A 15961-nucleotide genomic window follows, 5' to 3' on the forward strand; every position below is an offset into this window, starting at 1 on the left:
TGATGAAACTTTTATCTTTAAGCCATCTCAGGCATCTGTGGTTATTGCTGTGCTGCCTGCCCATGTTCGCGCAGGCGGGGCCGGCTAATGACTTTGCTGCGGCCAACCGTACGCAGCAGGTCAAATTATTGCAGGCGTGGGCGACGGCGCCGGATGCTGTGCGCTTGCCGTTACTGCAGGCGTTAAAGCAGGAAAGCGTGGTGATCGACGAGGCCAAACATGCCTTTATCCAGAAGGGCGATCGTTATCAGCCGCTGGAAGGCAATGCTGCCCTGGTCGGTACGCCGAAGAAGCTGTGGCTGAATAACCGGCTGCGGATCCTGATTGCCAACGCGCTGTCGGCCCACCGGCTGGTCAGTGAAGATCCGGCGCTGCGTTTACAGGCGGCGCAGGCCCTGCAGCAGGAGGCGCAACATAGTCAATTGGCACTGCTGACCCAGCGTCTGGCGCAGGAAAAAGACAGTCGGGTGCATGAGGCGCTCCGCATCGCGCTGGCCAATCTGCAACTGACCGACGCCGATGCCAAAGTGCGCCTCAATGCGGTGCGGTTGCTCGGCAGTTCGGGGGCAGCGGAAACCCAGACGCGGTTGCAGGCATTGACCGATGCCGCCCATGAACCGGACGCTGCCGTGCGCGCTGAAGCGCTGAACAGCCTGACCAGCGTGAAACACCGGTTGATGATCGGCGACCTGATTGGCCAGGCGTTTACCGGCCTGTCGCTCGGCTCGATCTTACTGTTGGCGGCGCTCGGACTGGCGATCACCTACGGCCTGTTGGGGGTGATCAACATGGCGCACGGCGAAATGCTGATGCTCGGTGCCTACTCGGCCTATCTGGTGCAGGGATTGTTTCAGCAGTTTGCGCCGCAGTGGTTGGCGCTGTATCCGCTGGTGGCGTTGCCGGTGGCGTTCTGCATCACCGCCTGCATAGGCATGGCGCTGGAGCGAACGGTGATCCGCCATCTGTATGGACGACCGCTGGAAACCCTGCTGGCGACCTGGGGTATCAGTCTGGTGCTGATCCAATTGGTTCGGGTGTTATTTGGCGCGCAAAACGTGGAAGTTGCCAACCCGGCCTGGTTGTCGGGCGGTATTCAGTTACTGCCCAACCTGGTTCTGCCGTGGAACCGTATCGCGGTGATCCTGTTTGTGGTGCTGGTGTTGGTACTCACCTGGTTGCTGCTAAATAAAACCCGCCTGGGTATGAACGTGCGCGCCGTGACGCAAAACCGCGCCATGGCCGCCTGCTGCGGCGTACCCACCGGCCGCGTCGATATGCTGGCGTTCGGCCTGGGTTCCGGCATTGCCGGGCTGGGCGGAGTGGCGCTGTCGCAGCTGGGCAACGTCGGGCCGGAGCTGGGTCAGGGTTATATCATCGACTCGTTCCTGGTGGTGGTGCTCGGTGGCGTTGGTCAACTGGCCGGGACCGTGGTGGCGGCCTTTGGCCTCGGTATTCTTAACAAAGTTCTTGAACCGCAGATTGGCGCCGTGCTGGGTAAAATCCTGATCCTGGCGCTGATTGTGCTGTTTATTCAAAAACGTCCTCAGGGACTGTTCGCCTTCAAGGGCAGGGTGATTGACTGATGAGCCAACCATTGACTGTAACCGGCCTGCAGAAGGCACCCCGACTGGCGCTCTGTATCGGCGGGCTGGCGTTGCTTGCGCTGCTGATCATGCCGTTTCTGGCCCTGCTGCCGGCAGACCACCCGCTGGCGATCTCCACTTACACCCTGACGCTGGTGGGTAAAATTTTGTGTTATGCGGTGGTGGCGGTGGCGCTTGATCTGGTGTGGGGTTACGCCGGGCTGCTGTCGTTGGGGCACGGGTTGTTTTTTGCCCTCGGCGGCTATGCCATGGGCATGTACCTGATGCGTCAGGCGGCGGGCGATGGCCTGCCGGCATTTATGTCGTTTCTTTCGTGGAATGAATTGCCGTGGTTCTGGAGCGGCACCCAGTACTTCGCCTGGGCGCTATGCCTGATCGTATTGGTGCCCGGCGTGCTGGCCTTTATCTTCGGTTACTTCGCTTTCCGTTCGAAAATCAAAGGGGTGTATTTCTCCATCATGACTCAGGCATTGACCTACGCCGGTATGCTGCTGTTCTTTCGTAATGAAACCGGCTTTGGCGGCAACAATGGCTTTACCGGTTTCACCACCCTGCTGGGCTTTCCGATCACCGCCACCGGCACGCGGGTGGCGCTGTTCCTGACCACGGTGCTGCTGCTGGCTGCCAGTCTGGCAATCGGCTTTGCGCTGGCCCGCAGCAAATTCGGCCGGGTACTGACGGCGGTGCGCGATGCGGAAAACCGCCTGACGTTCTGCGGCTACGATCCGAAAGGCTTCAAACTGTTTATCTGGACGCTGTCGGCGGTGCTGTGCGGGTTGGCTGGGGCGCTGTATGTGCCGCAGGTGGGCATTATCAACCCCGGCGAAATGTCACCGACCAACTCGATTGAAGCCGCCATCTGGGTGGCGCTCGGCGGGCGCGGCACGCTGGTGGGGCCGCTGCTGGGGGCAGGTATCGTCAACGGTGCCAAAAGCTGGTTCACCATGGCCATTCCGGAATACTGGCAGTTCTTTCTTGGCCTGATGTTTATTGTCGTCACGCTGTTCCTGCCGAAAGGGGTTATCGGCCTGCTGCGCAGAGGAAAATCACAATGAATTCGCTGCAAATGACCGAAGAGCTGTTCACCCAGCCGCTGCCGGCCGATAAATACCGCCAGCAAACCGATCCGGTACTGCTGCTCGACAAGATCAACGTCAGCTTTGACGGTTTTCGGGCACTGAGCGATCTGTCGCTGCAAATCGGGGTGGGGGAATTGCGCTGTGTGATCGGCCCCAACGGCGCGGGGAAAACCACGCTGATGGATGTGATCACCGGCAAGACCCGGCCGGACAGCGGCAGGATGTTTTACGATCAAACCGTCGATCTGACCGCGCTGGATCCGATGCAGATCGCCCAGGCCGGCATCGGTCGCAAGTTCCAAAAGCCCACGGTGTTTGAGGCACTGACGGTATTCGAGAATCTGGAGATCGCCCAGAAAACCCAGAAGTCGGTATGGGCCTGCCTGCGCGCCAAACTGAGCAGCGAACAGCACGACCGCATTGATGAAATGCTGAAAACCCTGCGGCTGGGTCATGAACGCCATCGTCCCGCCGGGTTGCTGTCCCACGGACAAAAGCAGTTTCTTGAGATCGGCATGTTATTGGTGCAGGAACCGCATCTGCTGCTGCTCGATGAACCGGCGGCCGGCATGACAGATGCGGAAACCGAGTACACCGCTGAACTGTTCCGCTCGCTGGCGGGCAAGCATTCGCTGATGGTGGTGGAGCACGACATGGGGTTTGTCGAAACCATTGCTGACCACGTCACGGTACTGCATCAGGGCCAGGTGCTGGCGGAAGGTTCATTGGCGCAGGTACAGGCCAACGAGCAGGTGATCGACGTGTATTTGGGGCGTTAGGAGTAGCTATGTTGCAAGTGAATGAATTGAATCAATATTACGGCGGTAGTCACATTTTGCGCGGCCTGTCGTTTGAAGCTCATATCGGCGAAGTGACCTGCCTGCTCGGGCGCAACGGCGTAGGGAAAACCACGTTGCTCAAATGCCTGATGGGGCTGATCCCGGCGAAGAGCGGCAGCATCAGTTGGCAGGGTGAAAGCCTTAACGGCAGAAAACCGCATCAGCGGGTGCAGGCTGGGGTGGCCTATGTGCCGCAGGGGCGTGAGATCTTTGGTCGCCTGACGGTGGAAGAAAATCTGCTGATGGGGTTGGCGCGTTTTTCCGGTAACCAGGCGCGCAGGGTACCGGATCAGATCTATGAACTGTTCCCGGTGCTGTTGCAGATGAAAGATCGGCGCGGCGGCGATCTCTCCGGCGGGCAACAGCAACAGTTGGCGATTGGGCGTGCGCTGGCCTGCCGACCGCAGCTATTGATCCTGGATGAGCCGACGGAGGGGATCCAGCCTTCGGTGATCAAAGAGATCGGCGCGGTGATCAAACAGTTGGCGGCCCAGGGGGATATGGCGATCCTGCTGGTGGAACAGTTTTATGATTTTGCCGCCGAACTGGCGGACCGCTATCTGGTGATGTCGCGCGGCAGCATTGTCCAGCGCGGTACCGGCAGCGCGATGGAGCAAGACGGCGTGCGCGGGCTGGTGGCGATATAGGGCTCAATAAGGCGGAGATGCACTCACGTAGACCGCTGTTTGGCAAGAGCCTGCTGACGCCGGACGGCTATGCGGTCAACACCATGGCACCGCCGTACTGGCCGTCGTGGACTCAGGATGAGAAAGACCCGACACTGGCGGACGCCACCATGCCCAACGTTATGCCACCACAGAAGCATCAGCACATCGGCGATTTACTGAGCCAGAAAGGGATCGACTGGGCATGGTATGCCGAGGGTTGGCAATACGCGCTGGACAACCGCAAGGATCAGGGCGATTTCCCCGGTGCGCCGGATTTTCAGTATCACCATCAACCGTTCAACTATTTCGAAAATCTGGGGCCGAGTAACCCGCAGGCTCGTGAGGCGCATTTGCGTGACGGCGGTATTGGCGATTCAGCCGGTAGCAATAAATTTCTGGCCGCGGTAGAAGCGGGGACTTTACCGCCGGTGGCATTCTACAAACCGCAGGGCAACCTCAACATGCACGCCGGTTATTCCGATGTGGAGGCCGGCGATCGTCATATTGCCCATATCATCAACAGTCTGCGCAATGGCCCACAGTGGGAAAATAGTGTGGTAGTCATTACCTTTGATGAGAACGGCGGCTGGTGGGATCATGTGGCTCCGCCGCAGGGCGATCGTTGGGGGCCTGGCTCACGTATCCCGGCATTGGTGGTTTCGCCGTTTGCCCGCAAAGGTTATGTCGATCACGAGGTGTACGATACAGGTTCGATCCTGCGATTAATCAGCCGGGTGTTTGATCTGCCACCGCTGGACGGGCTAACGGAGCGCGATAAGGCAATGGCGGCGCGCAGCCAAAAACCGCTAGGGGATCTGACAGGCGCGCTGGAGTTTCCGGGCTAGGGGTTACAGCGGCTTAGACATATACCAGAGACCGATGGACCCCTGGGCGCTGGTGTAGCAGGTTTCACCGCAAATACTCAGCCCCTGGCGTTGGTAAAAACGCTGGGCGCTGGTATTGCGCTGCAACACTTCCAGCCACAGCATGGGTTGTTCACGTTCGCCCGCCCGAAGCTGTATCTGGTCAAAAAATTGCTGGCCGTAACCCTGGCCGGCATATTCCGGCAGGAAATAGATTTTCTGCAGCTCTGCACCGACCTGTTCAGTGGGTGCCAGAAGGCTATTGAAATTCACCCGCGCATAACCCACCAGGTTGTCGTTTTCATACCCCAACAGCCAGCAAACATCCCTATCCTGCAGCGTCTTCTGCAGAGCTTCAACAGCAAAGTCTTGCGCCAGAAAAGCGTCCAACTCCTCTTTATGGTGCCAAAGTTTGCCAAAATGGGCCTGGTAGGTGCGCATACCCACATCACGAACCTGCGCTAAATCACCGCTCAAAGCCTGGCGGATGGTGAACATAAGGACCTCTTGTAATAAATGAGAAACGGCGGGCAAGCAGAGCAATGCACCTGAAAGTTATTGACCGGCTGAGCATGACACACCATCTTTGTTAGTAATATCGGTATTATTTTGACTGATGGTTCTTAAAACGGGATGCTTGGTATGGGGCGAGTCACTTTTGATCTCGACGATTTGCGCAGCTACGTGACAGGTCTTGAGCTGGGCAGTTTTGCAAAAGCAGCGGAACGGCTGGGGCGATCTACCTCGGCGGTCAGCGCGCATCTGAAAAAGCTGGAGCAGCAGGTTGGCAGCCCGATCCTGCGTAAGTCCGGACGCGGTATGGTAATGACCGAGGCCGGCGAAACACTGCTGGGCTATGCTCGCCGTTTGCTGGAGCTCAATGATGAGGCTGCCGTTGCGGTGCGCGGGCTGGACCTGCACGGCACTGTCAGGCTGGGTTTGCAGGAAGACTTCGGGGAAACCTTTTTACCGCAGGTCTTGGGCAGTTTTGCCCGAGCGCATCCGCGAGTGCGTATCGAAGCACGTATCGCCCGCAATACCGAACTGCTCGAATGGGTGTTGAAAGGGCAACTGGATTTGTCACTGGCGTGGGACGGCGGTATCAGCACGCCGTTTTATCAGACATTGGGTCAGCGGCAGATGCGCTGGATCGCCTCACCCCATTTTGAACTCGTGCCATGGAGCCAGGGAGATGAGCCGCTGCCACTGGTGATGTTTGACGCTCCTTGTCTGATGCGCAGTGCCGCGACTCAGGCGCTGGATCGTGCCGGTATATCCTGGCGTATTGCCTTTACCAGTCGCAGCCTGAACGGCGTATGGGCCGCGGTCAGCGCCGGATTAGGGGTGACGGTGCGCACCGACGCCGGGCTGCCAGCGGGACTGTCCCCTTTGCCACCTGACGTGTTGCCGCCGCTAAATCAACTAGGCGTGGTGCTGCACCGTGCCGAAGAAAACCCGTCAGCGGCGATCCAGCGTTTGGCGCAGATCGTCGCCGATAGGATCAACAGCTAGTCCTGCTCGATCGGCTGTTTGCCGCTTAATGCTCCCCATTCGCTCCAGGCACCGTCATACAGTTTTACCTGGGGTGCGCCGAGTGACAGCAGGCCGAAAGCCAGCACTGCTGCCGTTACGCCGGAGCCGCAGCTAGTGATTATCGGCCCGTCGAGACTCACGCCCTTGTCGGCGAAGGTTTGCTTCAGTGCTTCCAGCGATTTGAAACGGCCGTTTTCCAGCAGTTCGCCGTAAGGAATATTGATGCTGCCGGGAATATGACCGCGGTGCAGACCGGGGCGCGGCTCAGGGGCTTCGGCGTAAAAACGCGGTGCAGCGCGCGCGTCCAGGATTTGCACTTCGCTGCTTAGCGCCTGTTCCACCTGCTGCATATTGACTACCGCGCCCGCATTAAAGCGGGCGTTGAAGGTTTGCGGCCTAGGCTGAGCCGCACCGGTAGCCAGCGGTTGGCCCAGTGCTGTCCAGCCGTTCAGGCCTTCGTCCAGCACATAAACCTGCTGAGCGCCAAAGTTGCGGAAGGTCCACCAACCGCGCGGGGCCGAGAACTGATTGCCTTCGTCATAAAACACGATGGTCTGTTGTTCGCTGATACCCAATTTTCCCACCGCCGCGCTGAATTCCTCTGCCGTTGGCAGCATATGCGGCAATGTGGTGTTTTTATCCGCGACGTCATCGATGTCAAAATATACCGCGCCGGGGATATGGCCGCGTGCAAATTCGGCGAGCATGTCTTTTTTCGGCACCAGGCCGACTGGGGACATCCTGACATCAACCACTACCAGGTTTTCATCGTTGATATGCTGCGCAAGCCATTGCGGAGTAACCAGAAACGGAGAGTTCATCGTTTTGTTCGCCTGTGGTGAAAACGGTTTTTCACTATACCTTAAATAATTGGCGTTGCCTCGGCGTTCAGTGGGGCGACAATGGCGGCCAAAGCTCGATGGGCAGCTTCATCGATTGTGCCTTCCGCCGCTGTTGCCATATTCTCTGCCAACAGCGCCTGCAGGCCAACCAACCAGTCGTAGACATAAAACGCGGTGTTTCTCGCTGGGGTGGGGGCCAGTTTGGTTAACCGTTGTTGGCTACTCCAGTCCACGGCGGGCTGCGGTGGAGGGGTAAAGATGGGTTGGCCGTGATTGATTCGGCTGACGGGGCGTAGTCTCGCCTCGCGCTGCTGGAAGCCCAGCCAGGTGACGAAATCACCCAAGATCGCTAACGCTTGGCTGACCTGTCTGTCCTCAGCTTGCTCAGGCAGCGTCCCGGCAGACAATGCGCGCTCCAGTGATTCGGCAATTTCCAATCGGCAGGCGGCGGTGATTAACGCGTCGACCAGCATCTCCAGATGCTGCTTGCCGACGCCCAGCAATGCCAGCAGTTGTCTATTGTCCGGCAGGCTGCGCAGATGGTTTATCCAATCGGCAAACACCCGCTGGGCAAACGAATCACTGTCTTGCCCGATGGGTGCCATACAGGTGATATCTCCCTCGCCAAACAGATCGATCTCAACATCAAACGCTGGGGTCGCGGCCACCGGTGCGGGCAAGTTATGCTGTTGCTGGCTATACAGTTGGCGCAGGGTATCGTACTGCGGCAGTAGCCACTCGAGTAGTTCGCCGTGTATTCCTGCCTGTGCCTGTAATTTGCGCAGTAGCTGCTGGGCGCGCTGCTGTGTTAACGGCGTATCCGTTGCGTGCAGCCAGTTGCCGAGCAGGCTTTCCGTCAGCTCGCGTTGCAGTTCCTGCTGTTGTTCAAGAATGCGTTCCTGTTTCAAGGTCGGATGCGCCTGTGCCGCCAGCCAGGTCACCATGCGCTGGCAGTCGCTTTCATCCATCGCCAGCAGGGTGGCCCAACTTTCGCCCGGTTCACCGACATAGCGTTGAACGGCGTCGTCGGGGCGCGGTTTCCCTTCCTGACGTGAGTCGAACGCGGTGACTGCCCAAATTAAACCCGGTTTGCGGCGGCTGCGTAGTTCCAGGGTTTCCCCCTGGGTTTGTCTGACCCAGTAGGCCAGCGCATTGCCCGTACGGCTGGCATCTTGTGGCGTAAGGGCCGCATCGCTTATTAGCAGCAGACTGGCGTGCAGGCCATCGGCAGCGAGAGTCAGCAGGTTGGCGCGTTTTGCCTGCTGCATGCGTTGTATCAGCCCAGCACCCGGGCATGGGCCGCCGGCCGGCAGGTCTAGCAGCTCGATGTTGTTCGGTAACCCGACGTTTCCCCTTGCGGGCAAGGTTGTAGTGACCGAGGCCGCCAACCACGCCAGGTCAGCCAGCGCGATCCCAACTTCGACGCCATTTTCTGTCAGCACGGCCAGTTTTTCTCCGGTCGATGCATGGATTATCTGGGCATGCAAAATCCCCTCATCCTGGCTCAATATCTGGCGGGGAGCATACAGGTGCTCGCAGTGGTCCAGGGTGTGCAGGGTATGCGCCAACTGGCGATAACAACTTGTCAATGCCGGGTCCTCGCCCCAAAGCGGTGCGAACAGCCCGGCGCGGTCGTCAACACTCAAATAGGGTGCCAATGAGATGGCATGTGGCCAGAAGTGTCTCGCCAGCGGTGTTTGCCATTTGCCGCCCTGATGACGAAGGTTGTCCCACAGCAATACCATGGCGTTGCTGTCCAGCCCGCCGATAGCCATCGGCTGGCGGAGACGCTCCAGTGCCTGCAAATGTGCGGCCATGGCACGGGCATCCCAATCCGGTCGAAAACCGCCCATCAATGCGCTGCCGATCAACATGGCCACCAACTGCGCCTCATCCAACAGGGAAACGGCAACAGGGTAAGACGGCGGATTTTGGGTGTCACCACAGCGGTAGCGTATCGCCAGCGTGGCATCTTCGGTCAATAGCCTGGCACCGGGAGCCAGTGCAGCCAACAAGTGGGCCTTGGCCGCGGCGTTATGACCATAGAGGCCGATGGCCAGGGGCTGATGCATGGCGCTGTCCAACTGTCTGGCCCGGTTGTAGCTGCGGCGCAGACGGACAGTCAGGTTATCGGCCTCCCGGTTCAGCCGGGTGGACTGCTGCCGGGTAGCCGCCACCCAGTCAATCGCCTGTGCAATGCTGTTTATCGGCTCGGGTCGGCCGGAGGTGATAGGTTTCATGGCTGATAAATGCTCCCGCTGTCAATCCAATAATGGGTTGCGCCAGAGGCGCTGGCCGCCAGGGTATTGAGTTTTAGTTGCAGGCTGTCTGCGGGCACCGGCGTGCCGTCGGCCAGTCGGGCTTCGGCAATGCTGACGCCTTCGGCTCCCTGCCCATCATTGCCGGTGATGGCCAAACGCAGGCTGATGACCGCATCGCCTGCCAGTTTGCGCGCCAGAGCGGCATCAGTAATGGTCAGCGTGTAGAGCGGCGATGCCGGCCAGCGCGGGTTATCCAACTGACGGAATCCCAGACGCAGCGGGCCACGTAGCTGGAAATAGCTGTCGGGATCTAGCGCAAAGTCTGCGCAGTCCAGATCGATATCGCGATAATAGACATTATCGTCTGCCAGCATGTTATTGCTGTCCAGCATGCCCAGATGACGAATCGTGGAATAGGGTTGGAAGTCGCCGACGTTAAAGTAAAAACTCTTCAGCCGTAGGTCGATAGCCAACAGGCACAGCATGGCGCCCACGGCGGCAGTTGATTTGGGATTATCGATGCGCCCGCCTTGGTTAAACGGGTACCAACTGCGAGTGTGATAACCCTCAAGCGGCAAAATTCGGCTGGCGGGCAAGGGTTGAAGATGGCGCAACAGCGCCTGAACGCCGGGGAAACACGCCGGGCGGCCGGTGAGCAACAGCACATCGCAGTGATACAACGCCACAACCTCGCACAACAGGCGCAGGCAGTGGCTGATGCCGATCCGGTCAGACAGGAAAGCGGCATGCACGGCACCCAGCCGGATGACCAGCGGGGTCTGCAGAATATCGAAGGCGGCGTTGCCGGATTCACGCTGAACCTCGTCGTTGATAAATGCCAGCACTTGCAGAGTCGGCATCTGTGGCAACAGTTCACCCAGCGTGGCGGCGATTTCCGCGTGGCTGTCCAGCGGATCATAATCCTCATAGACACTGAGCAGCGCGCGCCCGACGGGTATGAAAATCTGCAGCGTGGCCTGCTGGCGCAGGGTGGAAAACCCATCCATACGCCCCTGGTTGCCAAACAGCTTGTCCATGGTCGCCGCTGCGGCGCTGACCCCAGCTTGTTCAAACGCCTGCTGTACGGCGGGCAAGATAAATTGCCCAATCACATCCAGCAAAATGTCGTCGCCGGCGAGCTTGAATCCTTCACGGAACAACAGACGCGGATTGATTTTGATGTTGTTGCCCACGCCATCATCCAGCCGGTATTGGGTAATCGCCAGATCGGTAGTGCCGCCGCCGATATCGATAGAGGCGATACGCAGTGATTTTCCCGGTTGTTCTCCCGGCACTGGCGGTCGGTCCGGCCGGGCCATGGCGGCGAAAAATGCGTCGGTGCGGCCGGCAAAATTGACCTGGGTTTCGTTATACAGATAAACCATTTGGCCGCAGGTGGCTTCGTCCCATTCCATATGCACCAGAGGTACCGGCATACGGGCTTGCTCAGCGCTGAACGGGGCATCCAGCGGGTGCCAACCCATGGCTTTCCATAGCAGGCCAATCGCCTCCTGCATGCGGCGGCGGAAAATTTCACGCTCCGGCTTGGGCATCGCCGAGGGCAATGTCAGGATGATGGTACGCAGACGCCGTGGCGCAGCGGTGTTCAGCATTTTGATGCGTTGGGCGGCGCTGTTGATTTGCATCAGTGCCTGCGCCAGCAGCTCGGTCAGCATCAGCGCCATGACCGCGCTGCGGCTATAGTGGGCGGCAAAAACCGGCAACCGCTCATCTACCGGCAGCGCAGAGAGTGGGACACCCTCGTCGTTGATCAGTGAGCTTAACGGCGCGGCGGCAGCCATCGGTTCTTGTTGGCGGTTAAAACGCCAACCGGGCGCATAACGTTCTTCGTCCCACAGGTAACGGCGTGGGCTGGAAATGCCGGTGGTGCCTTCGGTACCTTCACGCTGCAGGGCCAGTTGCGCGGCTTCCCGGCCCACACGGAGGATGGAAGGCCAGACAAAGGCATCATCGCGCCCGCTTTGGTATGAAAGGTGGGGTTTGCCAAATGTTGCCTGGGCAAACTCCACCCGGCTTTCAAACAACTCGTTGTAAACGCAATGTGGTGCAGACAGAGAACGTAGCTGCAGTTCATTGGTCTGTTTCAGGCCATTATTTTCTTGCGGATGATCTTCGACCAGCACCCCACAGGTGTGCGAATTGCCGACATCCAAAATCAGATCTACGTTGATCGTGGGCTGTTGTGGCGTCTCCCTGATGATTTTTATCTGCGGCAGTGTTAATTGGCTGCCAAGCAGGTTCAACAGATTGAGGTAGTGCGCCTGATATTCGAAGGTTTTCAGCCCGGCGTTTATTTCTGATTCGCTACGTAGTTCCTGGCTGCTCGCGGATTGGCTAAAGACTTCGCGCAGCCAACTGTCTACCCAAGTCAGGTCAAGAAACTCACCCAGCTCATGGTTTTGGTGGCCCAGCGAGAAGCTGATCCCGGTGTTGATATCACTTTCGCTGGGGGCGAGTGCCTCCTGGCCTGCGGCGGCGAGCCGGGTATCAAAGGCCAGGACCACCCGTAGCAGGTTGCCGTCCTGGTCGGGGCTATCGAGCAACAGCGTCTGCATGCGTGCCCAGTTATCCGGCCCGGACAAAAACACCCCTGAGGAAGTACAACGAAAGAAAGGCAGCGGTAACCAAGTTTTATTCAGCAGTTGCAGCGATTGTTGCAGGGAATGGCTGAACTCCGGGCGAACCACTTCAGCGCTCTGCCCCGGTTGGGCGGGCAACAGGTATTTGCCACTGTCGGCATCCCATTGCAGGCGCAGTAGCGGGCCACTGGCGGTCTGGCGGACAAACTTGCCCGGAAACTCATCATCCAAAACCGGCGTCAGGGCAAAGTCCAAAAATTGAATGCCACTATCCTGAACCAGCGTCATGCTGCGTGGGTAGTCGGTTAGAGGGGCCAGCATTATTTACTCTCGCGCTTTAACATCATGGGATAGAGGGTATCTTTATCGTAGCGGCCGACGCAGGCTGCCGGGCCGGTTTCATTTTGCGTACAGGTAATTTCCGGCATTTGGTAGCGGCTGCCGTCGCTACAGCGTGCTTTGGTGCGGCTGTTAATCACCAGATTACCGGACTGCATCAGCCCGGCCTCAATCGGCACCCGGCAGGTGATGGCATCACCGTAAGTAATGCTTGCAGTGCCTTTCCCTTCCCTGATGCGGTATTGCAGGCTGGGACGTTTACCGGTAGGCAGATCTTTCAGTGCCACAGTGGCTCGCCATTTACCGTTCAGAAAACGGACTGAACCGGCTCTGACCGAATCGGCGGGCAACACCAGCGCATGCTTGTCCGCCGGCGGCATGGCAACGGGGAGCGGTGCGGGTGGCATTAACGTCGCCGGTGCTAACGGCAGTTGCAGTTTGAATGCGGGGGCGGCAGCGTGGTGCGACGGTGCCGGTGCGACAGCAGGCTCTGCAAGTGGGGCGTTTGGGCGGTTCAGCCAGCCAACCAGCAGGGCAATCAGCATCATCACAGGTAACATCCAGCTATAACGGCGCCATTGGCGACGTGCTTGCACCGGCGTAGTTGCAACAGGCGGCGTAACCACCGGTTCTGGTGCGGGTTTGGCGGCGGGAATGACCACCGGGCGAGGTGCTGCGGCGATAGACGTCGGTGTTTCTTCTTCGGTCGGACGCAGGCACGCCAGCGGGTCGTCCTGGCACTGAGCGGCTGGTTTGATAAAGCCCCAGAAGGTCAATACCGGTTTGCCATCGACCAGATAAACATGATTGGGGTCAGGGATTTGCATGGCCTTAGACAGCAATGCGCCAAACAGACGATGGCTGGGGTGTGGGTTAGTCTGTGTCTGAGCGACCAGAGTGCGGAATGTCGCCAGGCTTTGTTCCAGCAACTGTACGGCCTGCGCGCGTTGGGCATCACTCGCTGCCAGCCAGGAAGTCACTTTCCCTGGGAAAGGGGAATACCAGTCAATGCGGGTACCCGTTTCATTCGGCTGCGGGACAGCCAGGCAGTCTGCGGCCGGTTGCTGTTGGCGAATGCGCAATGTTTCTCGCAATTGCAGTGCGCAGGCGTAAATTGGTTGCCCATTTTCGCCCAATGCAAGCACATCATCTAAACTGCCACTGCGTAAAAAGGGTTTCACCACGGCAAAAAACCTTGTCCTGTTCGGCTAAACAAATAATCGGCCATAGTAACCCGTGACCTGAACGGTCAAACGGGTAAGGACAGGGGTAAAATGCCGTTCTTTAAGAGGTTCAAAATGTCACAGATTGATGACTCATACTTTGGTGGCGCGAAAATCGCGTTGTTGTGCGGTGACCACTTGCTGACCTACCAGCGTGATGACAAGGTGGATATTCCCTGGCCCGGCTGTTGGGATTTGCCGGGGGGCGGGCGGGAAGGGGATGAGACACCGCTACAGTGCGTGCAGCGGGAAACGCTGGAAGAGTTCGGTTTGCAGATTGACGCACAGCAGGTGAGTTTACGCCAGCGTTACGAAGGGATCTCCTTGGGCTACCCGCCGACCTGGTTTATGCTGGGTCACATTACGCCGAAGCAGATAGCCGCCATTCGCTTTGGCGATGAAGGGCAGCGCTGGCAGATGATGGCCATTAACAACTTTATTGCACATCCACAGGGCATCTCGCACCTGCAGCAACGGTTGGCGCAGCACCTGCAGCGCTAGGCTTGTTCCACGGCTTCAATCCGGGCGATCAGCACGTCGATCTGACGGTGGGAAAACACCTCAATACCATTCTGGCGCAGCAGTTCGGCGGTGACGCCGCTGCTGACTTCAATCCCTCTTGTCTATTGTCGGCAGACGATGCGCAGTTGGCGGATATTGGCATGACGCGCGACGGGAAGGGCGCAAGCCTTTCTGGCGAGGTTAAACACGGAGGGTGTTTTTTTAGAATAAAAAGTTCATTTATACTCGCCGGACTGGTTTCTGCTTGCCCGGTTTTATGTCGTTTCATTTGAGCCTGCAAGGATTTATGAACGGCATCACGAATATCACCTTTATTTTATCTCTCACTTGTTATTGAAATTTATATTCCATATAAAAGTTTATCAGATGGTGTGTTTCATTGTGCGCACTGGCAGGTTATGGGATCGGTAACGGGAGAAAGTAATGAAACAGGTACGCGTTGGGTTAATTGGCACTGGCTACATTGGGCGCTGCCACGCTATTGCTTATGCGCAGGCTGCCACGGTATTCCCATTGAAGGGAGAATTGGTGCTGGAAATGCTGGCGGAGGTGACGCCAGAGCTGGCACAACAGCGCGCTGCAGAATTTGGTTTCTCGCGCTCCACCGGTGACTGGCGGCAACTGGTGGCCGATCCGTCGATAGATGTAGTGGATATCTGCGCGCCCAACTTCCTGCATAAAGAAATGGCGCTGGAGGCGATCCGTCACGGCAAGCATGTTTATTCTGAAAAACCGCTGGCGCTGGACGCCAAAGACGCCGCCGAAATGGTACAGGCCGCGCGGGCTAAAGGGGTCAAAACGCTCGTGGGTTTCAACTATATGAAGAACCCGACCAGCCAGTTGGCGCGTGAAATTATTGCCAATGGCGAGATAGGTGAAGTGGTGCATTTCTACGGTACCCACAACGAAGATTATCTCGCCGATCCGCGCACGCCGATCGACTGGCACTGCCGCAAGGCCACGGCCGGGTTAGGGGCGCTGGGCGACCTGGCGGCGCATATCGTGAATATGGCGCACTATCTGGTGGGGGACATTGTCGCCGTCTCCGGCGATATGCAGACCATCATTAAACAGCGTCCGGATGCGAAAGACCCTACGCTGATGCATCAGGTGGAAAATGAAGATCAGGCCAGTGCGCTGGTACGCTTTGCTGGCGGGGCGATGGGCACCATTGAAACCTCACGTATTGCCTGCGGGCGCAAAATGGGGCTGACCTATGTGGTCACCGGTACCAAGGGCACGCTGAGTTACACCCAAGAGCGGATGGCGGAACTGAAGCTGTATCGTCATGATGAACCGGCGGAGCGTCAGGGCTTTAAAACCTTGCTGGTGGGGCCAAAGCATCCGGATTACGCCGCTTTTTGCATTAGCGCCGGGCATGGCATTGGCTTTAACGATCAGAAAACGGTAGAGATCCGCGATCTGGTCAACGGTATTGCCGCCGGTGACCCTATGTGGCCGGACTTTGAAGAAGGCTGGAAAGTCTCTTGTGTGCTGGATGCGATCGCCGCTTCCGCCGAACAGCGCCGCTGGCTGGAGATCAACCGCGACTGAGAATGGCTTATGGCGCTCGTAAATTAAGAGCGCC

General features: G+C 58.2%; 13 protein-coding genes and 1 pseudogene. 8 read left to right on the top strand and 6 right to left on the bottom strand.

Features of this window, described 5'->3' with window-relative positions:
• Positions 1 to 2: 2 nt before the first annotated feature.
• Genes urtB through acpA form a run of 5 tightly spaced genes read left to right on the top strand, consistent with a single transcriptional unit; the run spans position 3 to position 5035 of the window.
• Entirely contained in the window at positions 3 to 1583 is a 1581-nt protein-coding gene (gene urtB / locus ACUTSU_RS06125; RefSeq protein WP_445653897.1) for an urea ABC transporter permease subunit UrtB, read from the top strand.
• On the top strand, positions 1583 to 2659 hold the full coding sequence (urtC, locus tag ACUTSU_RS06130) for an urea ABC transporter permease subunit UrtC (protein WP_445649961.1): 1077 nt from the start codon (positions 1583 to 1585) through the stop codon (positions 2657 to 2659). Before urtB ends, urtC begins: the two co-directional genes overlap by 1 nt.
• Entirely contained in the window at positions 2656 to 3462 is an 807-nt protein-coding gene (gene urtD / locus ACUTSU_RS06135; RefSeq protein ID WP_445653898.1) for an urea ABC transporter ATP-binding protein UrtD, read from the top strand. Before urtC ends, urtD begins: the two co-directional genes overlap by 4 nt.
• Positions 3463 to 3470: 8 nt before the next feature.
• On the top strand, positions 3471 to 4169 hold the full coding sequence (gene urtE / locus ACUTSU_RS06140; RefSeq protein ID WP_445649963.1) for an urea ABC transporter ATP-binding subunit UrtE: 699 nt from the start codon (positions 3471 to 3473) through the stop codon (positions 4167 to 4169).
• 17 nt (positions 4170 to 4186) lie between these two features.
• Complete coding sequence (acpA, locus tag ACUTSU_RS06145; protein WP_445653899.1) at positions 4187 to 5035, top strand: acid phosphatase; 849 nt, start codon at positions 4187 to 4189, stop codon at positions 5033 to 5035.
• Positions 5036 to 5038: 3 nt separating this feature from the next.
• Here acpA and ACUTSU_RS06150 read toward each other — a convergent pair whose 3' ends face one another.
• Positions 5039 to 5551: a GNAT family N-acetyltransferase gene (locus ACUTSU_RS06150; protein WP_445649965.1), complete on the bottom strand. Its 513-nt coding sequence runs from the start codon at positions 5549 to 5551 to the stop codon at positions 5039 to 5041.
• Positions 5552 to 5695: 144 nt separating this feature from the next.
• Here ACUTSU_RS06150 and ACUTSU_RS06155 point away from each other — a divergent pair, with 144 nt between their 5' ends.
• The gene (locus ACUTSU_RS06155) at positions 5696 to 6565 is read left to right on the top strand and encodes a LysR substrate-binding domain-containing protein (RefSeq protein ID WP_445649966.1); all 870 of its coding nucleotides are present in this window, start codon (positions 5696 to 5698) and stop codon (positions 6563 to 6565) included.
• Here ACUTSU_RS06155 and sseA read toward each other — a convergent pair.
• From sseA to ACUTSU_RS06175, 4 genes are read right to left on the bottom strand one after another with little or no spacing between them, the layout of a single operon-like run.
• Positions 6562 to 7407 carry a 3-mercaptopyruvate sulfurtransferase gene (gene sseA / locus ACUTSU_RS06160; RefSeq protein WP_445653900.1) on the bottom strand — a complete coding sequence of 282 codons (846 nt, stop codon included), beginning with the start codon at positions 7405 to 7407 and terminating at the stop codon, positions 6562 to 6564. The genes ACUTSU_RS06155 and sseA overlap by 4 nt on opposite strands.
• A 41-nt stretch (positions 7408 to 7448) precedes the next feature.
• The gene (locus tag ACUTSU_RS06165) at positions 7449 to 9668 is read right to left on the bottom strand and encodes a virulence factor SrfC family protein (RefSeq protein WP_445649968.1); all 2220 of its coding nucleotides are present in this window, start codon (positions 9666 to 9668) and stop codon (positions 7449 to 7451) included.
• A complete protein-coding gene (locus ACUTSU_RS06170; protein ID WP_445649969.1) occupies positions 9665 to 12610 on the bottom strand; it encodes a virulence factor SrfB in 2946 nt (981 codons plus the stop codon). Before ACUTSU_RS06170 ends, ACUTSU_RS06165 begins: the two co-directional genes overlap by 4 nt.
• Positions 12610 to 13812 (bottom strand): SrfA family protein, encoded by a 1203-nt coding sequence (locus ACUTSU_RS06175; RefSeq protein WP_445653901.1) that lies wholly within the window; start codon positions 13810 to 13812, stop codon positions 12610 to 12612. The genes ACUTSU_RS06170 and ACUTSU_RS06175 overlap by 1 nt, the downstream gene beginning before the upstream one ends.
• Positions 13813 to 13926: 114 nt before the next feature.
• Here ACUTSU_RS06175 and ACUTSU_RS06180 point away from each other — a divergent pair, with 114 nt between their 5' ends.
• Positions 13927 to 14352 carry an NUDIX hydrolase gene (locus ACUTSU_RS06180; protein WP_445649971.1) on the top strand — a complete coding sequence of 142 codons (426 nt, stop codon included), beginning with the start codon at positions 13927 to 13929 and terminating at the stop codon, positions 14350 to 14352.
• Here ACUTSU_RS06180 and ACUTSU_RS06185 read toward each other — a convergent pair.
• Positions 14349 to 14453, bottom strand: a pseudogene (locus ACUTSU_RS06185) (DUF523 domain-containing protein); the annotation flags it as partial. The gene ACUTSU_RS06180 and the pseudogene ACUTSU_RS06185 sit on opposite strands and share 4 nt — an antisense overlap.
• A gap of 343 nt (positions 14454 to 14796) precedes the next feature.
• On the opposite strand from ACUTSU_RS06185, the gene ACUTSU_RS06190 reads away from it, so the two are divergent.
• Positions 14797 to 15927, top strand: a complete 1131-nt coding sequence (locus ACUTSU_RS06190) for a Gfo/Idh/MocA family protein (protein WP_153857522.1) — start codon at positions 14797 to 14799, stop codon at positions 15925 to 15927.
• Positions 15928 to 15961: the final 34 nt, after the last annotated feature.

The sequence above is a fragment of the Serratia sp. NA_13 genome (assembly GCF_052691735.1).